The organism is Nostoc sp. 106C (genome assembly GCF_002154725.1).
In the GTDB taxonomy this organism is placed as follows: domain Bacteria; phylum Cyanobacteriota; class Cyanobacteriia; order Cyanobacteriales; family Nostocaceae; genus Aulosira.
Genome location: NZ_MTAW01000047.1, coordinates 69,358 through 80,363, shown reverse-complemented (window position 1 = coordinate 80,363; position 11,006 = coordinate 69,358). Strand labels below are relative to the sequence as shown.

The 11,006-nt window shown below is 41.2% G+C and carries 12 protein-coding genes and 2 pseudogenes; 2 read left to right on the top strand and 12 right to left on the bottom strand.

Features of this window, described 5'->3' with window-relative positions; genetic code table 11:
* Nucleotides 1-151 precede the first annotated feature (151 nt).
* The 12 genes and pseudogenes from BV375_RS03805 to BV375_RS36505 form a co-directional block, all read right to left on the bottom strand.
* Complete coding sequence (locus BV375_RS03805) at nucleotides 152-688, bottom strand: (2Fe-2S) ferredoxin domain-containing protein (RefSeq protein WP_086757409.1); 537 nt, start codon at nucleotides 686-688, stop codon at nucleotides 152-154.
* 322 nt (nucleotides 689-1,010) lie between these two features.
* Complete coding sequence (gene nifT / locus BV375_RS03800) at nucleotides 1,011-1,214, bottom strand: putative nitrogen fixation protein NifT (RefSeq protein ID WP_086757407.1); 204 nt, start codon at nucleotides 1,212-1,214, stop codon at nucleotides 1,011-1,013.
* Nucleotides 1,189-1,476 (bottom strand): nitrogen fixation protein NifZ, encoded by a 288-nt coding sequence (locus BV375_RS03795; protein WP_086757405.1) that lies wholly within the window; start codon nucleotides 1,474-1,476, stop codon nucleotides 1,189-1,191. The genes nifT and BV375_RS03795 overlap by 26 nt, the downstream gene beginning before the upstream one ends.
* Nucleotides 1,463-2,596 (bottom strand): homocitrate synthase, encoded by a 1,134-nt coding sequence (nifV, locus tag BV375_RS03790; protein ID WP_086757403.1) that lies wholly within the window; start codon nucleotides 2,594-2,596, stop codon nucleotides 1,463-1,465. Before nifV ends, BV375_RS03795 begins: the two co-directional genes overlap by 14 nt.
* A gap of 304 nt (nucleotides 2,597-2,900) precedes the next feature.
* Nucleotides 2,901-3,098, bottom strand: coding sequence for a DUF2949 domain-containing protein (locus BV375_RS03785; RefSeq protein WP_086757401.1), 198 nt, complete (start codon nucleotides 3,096-3,098; stop codon nucleotides 2,901-2,903).
* Nucleotides 3,099-3,577: 479 nt separating this feature from the next.
* Nucleotides 3,578-3,835: an Asr1405/Asl0597 family protein gene (locus tag BV375_RS03780; protein ID WP_086757430.1), complete on the bottom strand. Its 258-nt coding sequence runs from the start codon at nucleotides 3,833-3,835 to the stop codon at nucleotides 3,578-3,580.
* Nucleotides 3,836-3,872: 37 nt separating this feature from the next.
* Nucleotides 3,873-4,625, bottom strand: coding sequence for a serine O-acetyltransferase (gene cysE / locus BV375_RS03775; protein ID WP_086757399.1), 753 nt, complete (start codon nucleotides 4,623-4,625; stop codon nucleotides 3,873-3,875).
* A 543-nt stretch (nucleotides 4,626-5,168) separates the two neighbouring features.
* A complete protein-coding gene (locus tag BV375_RS03770) occupies nucleotides 5,169-5,444 on the bottom strand; it encodes a hypothetical protein (RefSeq protein WP_143841978.1) in 276 nt (91 codons plus the stop codon).
* A gap of 94 nt (nucleotides 5,445-5,538) precedes the next feature.
* Entirely contained in the window at nucleotides 5,539-6,015 is a 477-nt protein-coding gene (locus BV375_RS03765) for a hypothetical protein (protein WP_086757395.1), read from the bottom strand.
* A 90-nt stretch (nucleotides 6,016-6,105) separates the two neighbouring features.
* A pseudogene (locus tag BV375_RS03760) lies at nucleotides 6,106-6,548 on the bottom strand (HNH endonuclease signature motif containing protein).
* A gap of 9 nt (nucleotides 6,549-6,557) precedes the next feature.
* On the bottom strand, nucleotides 6,558-6,812 hold the full coding sequence (locus BV375_RS03755) for a hypothetical protein (RefSeq protein ID WP_086757393.1): 255 nt from the start codon (nucleotides 6,810-6,812) through the stop codon (nucleotides 6,558-6,560).
* A 37-nt stretch (nucleotides 6,813-6,849) separates the two neighbouring features.
* Nucleotides 6,850-7,149 (bottom strand): hypothetical protein, encoded by a 300-nt coding sequence (locus BV375_RS36505; RefSeq protein ID WP_166507359.1) that lies wholly within the window; start codon nucleotides 7,147-7,149, stop codon nucleotides 6,850-6,852.
* On the opposite strand from BV375_RS36505, the pseudogene BV375_RS03750 reads away from it, so the two are divergent.
* Nucleotides 7,083-8,748: pseudogene (locus BV375_RS03750) on the top strand (IS1182 family transposase). The gene BV375_RS36505 and the pseudogene BV375_RS03750 sit on opposite strands and share 67 nt — an antisense overlap.
* A 350-nt stretch (nucleotides 8,749-9,098) precedes the next feature.
* On the top strand, nucleotides 9,099-10,940 hold the full coding sequence (locus BV375_RS03745; RefSeq protein WP_086757391.1) for an SUMF1/EgtB/PvdO family nonheme iron enzyme: 1,842 nt from the start codon (nucleotides 9,099-9,101) through the stop codon (nucleotides 10,938-10,940).
* Nucleotides 10,941-11,006: the final 66 nt, after the last annotated feature.

Genomic DNA, 11,006 nt, shown 5'->3' with positions numbered 1-11,006 from the left:
TTTCCTAAGCTCCATGAATATGGTGTTTTCTCATGAACCATTTAGGATTGCTATATAAACAATCAATAGTGGTGATAATAACAACAACAAATAAAGGGTAAAAGTTTTACCCTTTAACAAAAAATGTATACATTTAAAAAGAAGCTTGGACTTAAGTTAAGTGATTTTCCAACAGAGATGCGATCGCATCTGGATGCATTTTCTTGTATTGCTTTTTACCAATCCGCACAACGCAGTTAGGCGCACTGCTACAGCGTTTTTGACAGCCTGTATGTTCAATAGTTACTTTGTCGATTAAACCGCGATCGCACAAAGTTTTTTCTAATTCTGACAATAAACCTTTACCACCCCGCTTCATACAACCAGATTTTTGACAAACCATGATTTTTGCTTTGGTTTGTGGTGATAAATTTTCTATAGGGCAAACACCAGTTGCTTTTACCCGGAATGCTTTGAATGTTATTTTACCTGTATGCGGGTTTAGTTGGCTAATACCATCGACGCGAATATGTTCTCCAGGTACTAAAGTGGAACCTAAAGAAACGCGTAACTCCTTCGGAAGTTTTACTTGTAAATTTCCAGCAGGAATTGCTAATCGCAAATATTTAAATTTCCCTTCATCGCCAACGAAACCAAGGAATTTACCCTCAAGGTTCAATTCCGATAATGTCCGATATTTTTCACCCATGTTCAGCAACTCACAATTCAAAATTAAACTTAGTTCAACCTGAATCTAAACGGGTGATATCATGTCCAATAAAATACCTATATCATGTCTAATAAATTAACAATAATATAAACTTTTGGTGTTGCCGCATTAGTCTACATTATGTATATTTAAATGTACATGATATTCTCGGATTTAAATTACTATAGCATTACCTAATTATTGGCTTGTTACCAATGACAAATTACAAACCAAATTAGATAACTATAGCAATAAAGTAAATTAGTAGGACATGATATAAGAGATAGATGCTTCCCCAATTTCTATCTCCCCCACGATCATTTTAGGCGAGGCGTTTAGCTTCTACTGTTAGAGGTAAACTGTTTTGGTCTGGCAATTCACGAAATTCTAATTCCCAGCCATTAGCTAAGGTGAGAATCTTCCCCTCTGCGCCGTCTGTTTGTTTGACTACTTCTTCTTCTAAATCTTTTTTAGCGACGTAGACAACCAAATGACCAGCATCATTCATCCGTAGCATTACTTTCATTAATTTCCTCAACAGATTCTAGTTCTTTTTTGCGACAACCAATGACGAACCCTGTATCTAAGAAATGCACGGCATAAATATAGGATCTCTGCAAATATGTGCCTATACTCGCAACGTAGCCAACTTCTCCCTTTTTGGCTAAAACTACCCCGATGTCTTGACCGGGAAATGTGCCATCGTTTTTGATTAACTTACGCAGTCGTACTTTTTGGCCGATTTCAAAAATAGGTGGCAAGTCAAGTTCTAATTCATCGGGTTGCATGAGAATACCTCTGTTCTCTGGCTAAATTCAACAATTCTTCTGTAGTCAGGCTACGTTTTTTCTGAGTTGACTGCTGGCGGACTGCATCTAAAACAGTCTGGGTTTCTTGTGAGTTGAGGAAGATTCCGTGTTGTTCTAGAACGCTAGATACCAAGTGACGACCAGAATGTTTACCAACTACTAAACGGCGTTCCCAACCTACTTCTTCCGGCGCAAATGGTTCGTAGGTAACAGGGTTTTGCAACACACCATGAGCATGAATTCCAGATTCGTGAGCGAAGGTATTTTCACCAACAATGGCTTTCCAAGGTGGAACAGTGCAACCTGATGCGGAAGCAACTAGTTGAGATAATTCCAGCAACCTGGGAGTGTCAATACCTAAATCATGGCCGTAAATGCGTTTGACGGCCATAACAACTTCTTCTAAAGCCGCGTTTCCAGCTCGTTCACCCAAGCCGTTGACCGTGGTATTAACTGATGATGCTCCGGCTTTGATACCAGCAAGCGCATTGGCAGTAGCCAAACCAAAATCATTGTGGGTGTGGATTTCTAGCGGAATCATTAAAGCTGAAGCTAGCCGCTTGACTTTAGTGTAAGTACTAAAAGGATCGAGAACTCCAACAGTGTCGCAAAAGCGAAACCGCGATGCGCCCCATTCTTGAGCATAAAGCGCTACGTCTAAGAGGAAGTTTTCATCAGCTCTGGAAGAATCTTCTCCTCCTACTGCTACCCAAAGACCGTTATCAACGGCGAAGCTAACACAGTCTTTGAGTTTTTGCAGACTTACTCGCCACTGTCCATGAAATTTGGCAGCGATTTGGATACCAGAAACAGGAATGGCAATATGTACTCGCTGTAAACCGCAAACTAGAGAAGCCTTAATATCGGATATGACAGCGCGGTTCCAGCCGAGTAATTTGGCTTGCAAACCCAAGTTAGAAATTGCTGAGATAGCTCGTGTTTCTTCCTCACCCATCGCTGGAATACCGACTTCTAATTCGGGAACACCAATGGCGTCTAGGAACTTAGCGATCGCAACTTTCTCTTCTAAGTTAAAAGCAACGCCGGCTGCTTGTTCGCCATCACGTAATGTAGTGTCATTAATTAGGATTTGACTCATCTCAAATATCTCACTATGGGTATTATTCTTAATATTGTTTCTCGATTGCATAACTGGTTATCTGCAATCGCCACTAATGGTAAATGCCTATATAATTTCTACAAGGGTGATGGTAAATGCTTAAGAATCTTAGAAGTCATGATTCATGACTCTTCATTATGATCCACTTCCACCCAAGATATCTGTATGACAGAAAACCAAAATTTGGTATCATTTACAATTTCTTTTTACTCCGGAAAATCTTTACCTTGTAGAGTCGCAATATCTGTTAGACCAATGACAAATGACAAATGACGAATAAAAGTTAAATTTGCTCATCTAACCAATCTAAAATACGTTCAAGCTGCTCTAAATCAACTAGTCCATACTGCCAAAGCAGCATTGGTAAAGGCCCATTGTCCAATTCACGATGTTTGAGCGCGACAGCAATATCGGCGCTGGAAAGTTCAAGTTCATTATGCAAAAGGTTGAGTAATTCTATATTGCTGTTACGGATGAACATATCGGACTTTTACACTGTTTGATGGTGGCGGAAATTAAAAATTTGAAATCACAACTCTTCATTTGTAACTTCACCTTTTTATTTGCCAAAATATGTCAAGAAAATTTCAGATTTAGCAGATGGGATTCAACGTAAAGTGAGAAGTTATACCAATTTGTAATTAAGAGGCTTCAGATTTAATCTGGGTTTTGTGAGTTTGAATCTGTTGCCGAAGTTTAGGAAATTGGCGTTTGGAGTCGTGTAAAAATAAGTTGAACAATTCAATATTTGTAGTGCGGGCCGGAAAGCCCGCGCGAGCTTTTCGGCTCGCACTACTTATTTTTACTTGATACCTTAGTTTCTCAGTCTGCAATAAAATTCGCAAGTGAACAGTAGCTTCTACTTCTAAACCTCAGAGATGATTATGCATATGTGCAAAAATTCTCAATAAATGCTGACAATATTCAATTTTGGATTTTAGATTTTATGGAATCTTGTTCTCAAGACTCAGCAGTATAGTGCCAACAGCGTTCCAACCAATCTACTAACTCCTGGCGAGAAGCTAGAAATTGCATTACAGTACTCCGAACGAGCATCGCGGCTTGCAGACTATTCACTTGCACCCGTAATGAACCATCAGCCGGACAGGAACAGGGAATCATTAATTCTTGCAAGCGGTAATAGATTCGCCAGCGATCGCTAAATGGTATTTGCAAAACTTGATCGCCTAAGGCGTTATAACTACTAGGTGGTAACATTAGCAATTGTCCTTTGTCACTTGTCATTGATCATTTGTCATTTGTTGTTGGCTGTAGACTTTTGACTCTGGACTCTTAACTCTTGCAGTTGTTGTTCGAGTTGTTCTATACGAGAAAGTAACGAGCGAATCACGCTAGCTTCAACATCGGGTAGTTTACCGTGTTCTAGCGGTTCGCCTTGCTTGCGGGAAATAATTCGACCGGGAATGCCAACAACAGTAGAATCTGCTGGGACATCCCGCAATACAACTGAACCTGCGCCAACCCGGACGCGATCGCTAATTTGAATATTGCCTAAAATCTTTGCACCTGTACCTACCACAACGTTATTGCCTAAGGTAGGATGGCGCTTACCACTTTCTTTTCCAGTCCCACCAAGGGTAACACCTTGATAAATCAGCGTATAGTCGCCTACTATAGCAGTTTCGCCAATGACAACACCCATACCGTGGTCGATAAATACACCTTTGCCAATATCTGCACCAGGATGAATTTCAATTCCTGTTAAAAACCGTCCGATGTGAGAAATCAAGCGGGGGATGAACACCACCCGGCGACGATGCAACCAATGAGCAAGACGATGCAAACATATAGCGTGCAATCCTGGGTAGCAAAATACTACCTCTAGCCAATTACGCGCTGCCGGATCGCGTTCAAAAATGATTTTAAAATCACTCAATAATGGCTCAAAAAAATTGCCAGAGAGTAGATTTTTCAGCAGGGAGGTATTTGCAGAATCCGGCTTAATAGCAGTCGGAGAATTTCTGATACTATTTAATGTCTGTTGCATCGGTACTGTCTGGTTCAAGAGCCGTGTGTTATTTTTATGCTTATATCAGGCAGCTTCAAAGATGACAGTCTATCCGATGTCTATTGGATTTATTGAATTGATTAAGCTTGTACTCAACCTCTGCAACCCCCATTGCAGCAAGATTTAAAATTTATCTTGGGGTAAGGGTGCTAGCTTTTTATGTTAGGGGTACTAGTATTTATGAGGTAGGGGGTTAAGATTTTCTGTACTCATCACAAAACCCTCTAGCTGTAACACTTCGCAACTCTTTATCTAACTTATTTTGCGATATATTAAGCTGTACTCAGCTGCTTACAAATATGAGGTAAACGAGGCAACAAATGGAATATCTGTATATGCAGTTACGTTTCTCATTTTATTATTTTGCTAGGTTAAAAACCTAGTTTCTTAACTTTGTTTTAGTATTTGCTGTCTGTAAATCTATATACTTTTGTGATTAATTCATATTTGAATGAAATACACTGTAGGGGCACGGCATCCAAAAACTTTCAGTGAAACAGATATCTTATCTATGCCGTGCCCCTACCATTGCGGTATTTTTTTAATTGCAAGTTCTTTAGCGATCGCATTTATCCCCACAATCAACTCACCCCTTGATTGCATAACGAGCAAAAAAGCCTCGCTGACGAGCAAAATAACCTCGCTGACGAGCAAAAAAGCCTCGCTGACGAGCAAAAAAGCCTCGCTGACGAGCAAAAAAGCCTCGCTGACGAGCAAAATAACCTCGCTGACGAGCAAAAAAGCCTCGCTGACGAACAAAAAAGCCTCATCACAGCATTTTTTATCCATGTAAACCACAATTGCGGCATCTTCTTTGCGCCTTTGCGCCTTTGCGTGAGATAAAAAAATCTAGTTGTTGTACTAGAAAATAGCTACGATGAGGATTTACTACTCACGAACCAGATGCGACTTTAGCCGATTTATTTTTGATAGCTTTGAAGCGTTCGCCTAATTGTTCAGCCACAGTTTTTAAACCTGGAGTCTTTTTCGCCGCTGTCTTTACATAGTCATAAACAGTCAAACTGCTAGTCATAGCTTCGCTACCGACTGCTAGCAAAGTATCATCTACTTGTTCAGTAATTTGGCGCATTGAGGTTAAAACTTCGGTGAGTGCGGAGGCTAATTGATAATCCCGGACAAGTTCCTCAACATCAAAACTGGCTGGGAGAATTTCACGGTTTGACTGAGCAGCAGTGACGCTATTGTTCACAAATGCAAGGCTTTTATCACCCATTTTTAACAATCTACGTCGTTCTTCGTTGCTGAGAGTGATTAAAAAGGGTAGCTTTTTTTGGATGGTCTGTAGCGCCGCTTTAATTTCTTGGATATCTTGCGGTGAAATGGAGCCAGTGATGTTTTGATAAGCCATCGTATTGTTACTGAGGTAATTCTAGGTTTAGGTAGCGAGAAATGCTAAGTATAGAATGCCCAGTCAAGGATGCGATCGCACACAATTACTTTACTTATTTATCCTTTTTAGTGCAGATGACGAAGGATACTGACCAGCTGCTCTCAAAGCTTGATGTTCTAGAATCCTTTCATCACTGTTAAAATCTAGAATCCGTGCTGTCACTTCGCCAATATCTGTGATTGGTTGAACACAGCATCAATTAGTTGAAAATGCTCTCCCCAAAAATCTCTACGTGGGTTGAAAAACCGCACAAGTTCTCCAGTCTGCCAATTAATTGAACCCAAATCGCTACCTTTTTGCAGATTACAGAAAATACAGGCATAGCAGAGATTATCGGCTGTTGTTGAACCGCCATGTTTAACGCTGATTATATGGTCAACTTGACAACCAGACGATCTATTTACTTCAGAGACAAGACAGTACTCACAGATATAATCAGCGCGATGAGCAACCAAACGCCGCAATTCTACATTAATGTAAGGATTAGACACTTTAAAGAATTACTCCGCACTGAGATACTGATGAGCCTTTGCTTTTGCTAGTGTCATAATATGCTCTAGCGTGAGGAAATAATCTAACTCTTTTTTTTCTTCTGGCGTTAATTGCCCCATTTTGTGTTGGTAGACTATATACTCTAAACGCTCTTTTGTTGAATCCGAAAGTTGAAACTTAACTACACTTTGGGGAGTAGTTCCAGCTGCAATAAAATCTATAATTTCGTCGTAGACTTTGGTGGTATTTACAGATGTAGTCATGAGTTCATCTATTTTTATTTAATTTCCAATATTAATTTTAATGTTTGTAGTGGACTGACACATCTAAAATGATGTAATAGAAATGTTCGTAGTTGCGCTGTCTTCGCCTTTTAAACAGTGGTTCATCGTAAAAGTTATGACGAGTTGTGAGGGATAAGATCCCCGACTTCTCTAAGGATACAGCTGGCGAATAGGGGGTAATACCCCCTGACAAACCTAGTGCAGCTTCTAAGAAGATACCAACAGTAGAGTATATTCTTATAGCTGCGTATGACACTGCATCCTGTGAATCAATGGGAAATACCAGCACAGATAGCAAAAATAGCACGAGCGTCATTCCCACTCGGAAATATGTATATGAAAATGTACGACGAATTGGGAGTGTTATACGCAGATAGAGAATTTGCTGCCTGATTTGCCATAGGTTGTGGCAAATCAGCGATGTCGCCAGGAAAGTTGGCGCTAATCACAGTGATGCAATTTGCCGAAGGCCTAAGTGACAGGCAAGCGGCGGATGCAGTCAGGAGTAGAATAGACTGGAAATATGCACTTGGGTTAGAGCTCACAGATTCAGGGTTTGATTGTAGTGTGTTGAGCGAATTTCGCGGGCGATTATGTGAGCATGGTTTGGCAAACAAACTGTGAGATTTGATGTTAGTAAAGTTTCAAGAAAAAAAACTGATCAAACAGCGAGGAAAGCAAAGAACAGATTCAACACAAGTAATAGCAGCAATCCGACAACTAAATCGATTAGAATTGGTAGGAGAAACTATCAGAGCCGCCTTAAACTCGATAGCAGAAGTAGCACCCAGATGGTTGAAAGCAATTATCAGTGATGAGTGGTTTGAGAGATACAGTCAGAGATTTGATAATTATCGCTTACCAAAAGACAAAAAAGAACGCTCAGAATTAGCACTAAAAATTGGATTTGATGGACATTATCTGCTGCATCATATTTGGTTTAGTAGTGAGAGCCAAGACAATTTACAGGAATTGGATAGTGTCGAGATATTAAGGAAAATTTGGATAAAGCAGTACACATTTGACCACAATGGATTGGTATGGCGAAATCCAGAGCAGACAGGATTACCACCCAATTCAATTTGTATTGAATCCCTCTATGATATCGAGGCTCGCAATAGTAGTAAACGCGAGATCAATTGGACGGGATATAAAGTACATCTGAGTGAAACCTGTGATGAGTCAACCCCAAATCTGATTACCCATGTCGAAACAACAGCAGCCACAACTCCTGATGGGGAAATCACATCGATAATTCATCAACAGTTGGCGCAAAAAGACTTGTTACCACAGGAACATTATGTGGATGCCGCTTATGTAGATGCCTATCAATTAGTTGAAAGTCATCAGGCTTATCAAGTTTCACTCGTTGGGCCAGTGGCTGTAGATCCGAGTTGGCAAGCTAAGTTCAAAACAGGTTTCGATGTCAATGCGTTTGTGATTGATTGGGACAAACAAGTTGCCATCTCTCCCCAAGGCAATTCCAATCGTTTATGGCGTACTGCCCGTGACTCTCATCACAATTCCTTAATTGAAATTGTTTTTGACCGTCAGACTTGTGCTGCTTGTCCACTCAGAAATCTGTGTACTTCTTCTGCTACTGCGGCACGCAAAATTAAGTTGCGACCGCGTGAGGAATATCAGGCACTCATGGAACGTCGTCATCAACAACAAACTCCACAGTTTCAACAAAACTATGCACGATCGCGCTGGTGTTGAGGGTACTATTTCCCAAGCTGTCGGCAGATTTGATTTGCGACGAACAAGATATTTTGGACTCGCCAAGACTCATTTACAACATATTGCCACTGCTTGTGCCATCAATTTAAGTCGGTTTTTTGACTGGTCTCATCATGCGACTGTGGCTCGCACTCGTAGTAGTTCTTTTGCTCGATTACGTCTTCATTGTGCTTAACTAACAAGCCTTCAAATTTATGATCATTTGTTTTCCAGGGATAGTTCAAACTGCCTTGGTCTTCAATTTTCATGCTCAAAAAGGTGCGCTGATTTAACGCACACCTTGTTGAGAAGACTTGTTGATTTTTCACACCCAAACCCTGTTGGCTCTTGTAGGGTTTGACCCCCTATTCGCCAGCTGTATCCTTTAAGAAGTCGGGGATCTGGGCAGCAAGCAACTTTTGCTTAAGTAAGTGCTATTCCACCCTACAATACAGACGCGATTAATCCCGTCTCTCCTGACTCTTGCATTACTATTATTCAGTAGTAACACCTAAACTGGCAATCAGACGAGCATACCAACGCAGAATGGCTAAAAATTGGGCGATCGCAATTGGCATTAATCAATACAACAATCTCCAGCACCTAAATTACGCGAAACTAGATGCCGAAGCTATGCGCGATTGGTTTGGGAAGGAAGCCAGATTTGATCAAGTTTTCCTCTTCACTGACGATTCTCCTCCAATTGCCACCAATCCACCAATACCCACTCAGCCAACTTACGGTAACTTGCGGCGATTTTTACGGGCAAACTTTGAAAAGCCACTTTTGGAACCAGGGGATAATCTCTGGTTTTTCTTTGCAGGTCATGGTTGCCGGGAAGGCGATCGCGATTATCTTATGCTCATAGATAGCGACCCAGGCGACGTAGAACATACAGCAATCTCTGTGGATTTTGTTACCCAAAGATTGCGCCGCAGTGGGGCAGATAATGTAGTGTTGTTTTTAGATGCTTGCCGCGATGAAGGCAGCAGGCTGGGAAAAGGTATTGGTGAAGAACATCAGGGAGTAGTCACCTTTTACTCTTGCAGTCCCAGTCAAAAATCTTATGAAATTGAGCAGTTACAACATGGCTCATTCACCCAAGCTTTGTTAGAAGGTTTGAGAATAGCAGGTGAAGGAAACTGCGCCACAGTAGAAAGATTGGACAGATATTTACAAGTAAGAGTACCCGCAATCAATCAAATGCATCGGAAAACGCGGCAAAATCCCTATGCTATAGCCGAACCTGCTACAAAACTACACCTAATTTTGTTACCCGACTACGCAACGCTGAATGATATTAATCAACTGAAAATAGATGCTTATCAAGCTGAAGTTATAGGAGATTGGGAATTAGCTAGACAATTATGGCTGCGGGTGAATGTGGCTGCTGGGGGGTCAGATCCCGACGTAAAGAAAGCATGGATCAGAATTGACAGGCAAAAGGCACAGTCTTCTACATCCCCAAGAAATCCTGAGTCTGTTACTTCCTCATGGGGAGACAGGTCAGTAACTCCTGAACTACAAGTATTTAACTTTGATGTGGTGACGGTAAATGCTAAAAGTCAGGAAGTTAAACGAGAAAAAAGTCAATCTCAATATTTTACTGAAGACTTAGGCAATGGTGTCATTTTAGAAATGGTTGAGATTCCCAGTGGCAAATTTTTGATGGGTTCATCAGCAGAGGAAGGAAGAGATAATGAAAAACCTCAGCATCAAGTAACGATTGAATCATTTTTTATGGGTAAACATCCAGTCACCCAAGCGCAATGGAGAAAAGTAGCAGCATTACCCGAAGTTAACCGTGACCTGCAAGCAAACCCATCTCAATTTAAAGGAGACAACCGACCAGTAGAAAAAGTGTCTTGGTACGATGCAGTGGAGTTTTGCGATCGCCTTTCACAACATACAAACAAGCAATACCGCTTACCTAGTGAAGCAGAATGGGAATACGCCTGTAGAGCAGGAACAACGTCACCGTTTCATTTTGGGGAAACAATTACAACAGAGTTAGCCAATTATGATGGAACTTTTACTTATGCTTCTGAGCCAAAGGGCAAAAATCGTCAGCAGACAACAGACGTAGGAAGTTTTCCACCCAACGGCTTTGGATTATACGATATGCACGGGAACGTTTGGGAGTGGTGTCAAGATGATTGGCATAGCACCTATAAAGGAGCGCCAGCAGATGGTAGTGCGTGGTTTGATGATAATAATCAACTTTATCAAAAAGAAGGAAGAGCCGCGCTGCGAGGTGGTTCTTGGATCTTCAATGCTAGAATCTGCCGTTCCGCGTCCCGCCTCAACTACGATGGGGCGGAGCGCGACCTCATCAGCTACCTTACTGGTTTTCGTGTTGTGTGCGCGTTCGGGAGGATTCTTCAGTAGTCCTTTATGCTTGTTCTTTTTTCCTTTTGGAGTGTAGAGAAGCGGAACGATCGCATTTTTTAACGT

Excerpts from the sequence above, each read along its gene's own strand:
- BV375_RS03805 (WP_086757409.1), bottom strand. The coding sequence starts at position 688 with ATGGGTGAAAAATATCGGACATTATCGGAATTGAACCTTGAGGGTAAA.
- nifT (WP_086757407.1), bottom strand. The coding sequence starts at position 1,214 with ATGAAAGTAATGCTACGGATGAATGATGCTGGTCATTTGGTTGTCTAC.
- BV375_RS03795 (WP_086757405.1), bottom strand. The coding sequence starts at position 1,476 with ATGCAACCCGATGAATTAGAACTTGACTTGCCACCTATTTTTGAAATC.
- nifV (WP_086757403.1), bottom strand. The coding sequence starts at position 2,596 with ATGAGTCAAATCCTAATTAATGACACTACATTACGTGATGGCGAACAA.
- BV375_RS03785 (WP_086757401.1), bottom strand. The coding sequence starts at position 3,098 with ATGTTCATCCGTAACAGCAATATAGAATTACTCAACCTTTTGCATAAT.
- BV375_RS03780 (WP_086757430.1), bottom strand. The coding sequence starts at position 3,835 with ATGTTACCACCTAGTAGTTATAACGCCTTAGGCGATCAAGTTTTGCAA.
- cysE (WP_086757399.1), bottom strand. The coding sequence starts at position 4,625 with ATGCAACAGACATTAAATAGTATCAGAAATTCTCCGACTGCTATTAAG.
- BV375_RS03765 (WP_086757395.1), bottom strand. The coding sequence starts at position 6,015 with ATGGCTTATCAAAACATCACTGGCTCCATTTCACCGCAAGATATCCAA.
- BV375_RS03755 (WP_086757393.1), bottom strand. The coding sequence starts at position 6,812 with ATGACTACATCTGTAAATACCACCAAAGTCTACGACGAAATTATAGAT.
- BV375_RS36505 (WP_166507359.1), bottom strand. The coding sequence starts at position 7,149 with ATGACGCTCGTGCTATTTTTGCTATCTGTGCTGGTATTTCCCATTGAT.
- BV375_RS03745 (WP_086757391.1), top strand. The coding sequence starts at position 9,099 with ATGGCTAAAAATTGGGCGATCGCAATTGGCATTAATCAATACAACAAT.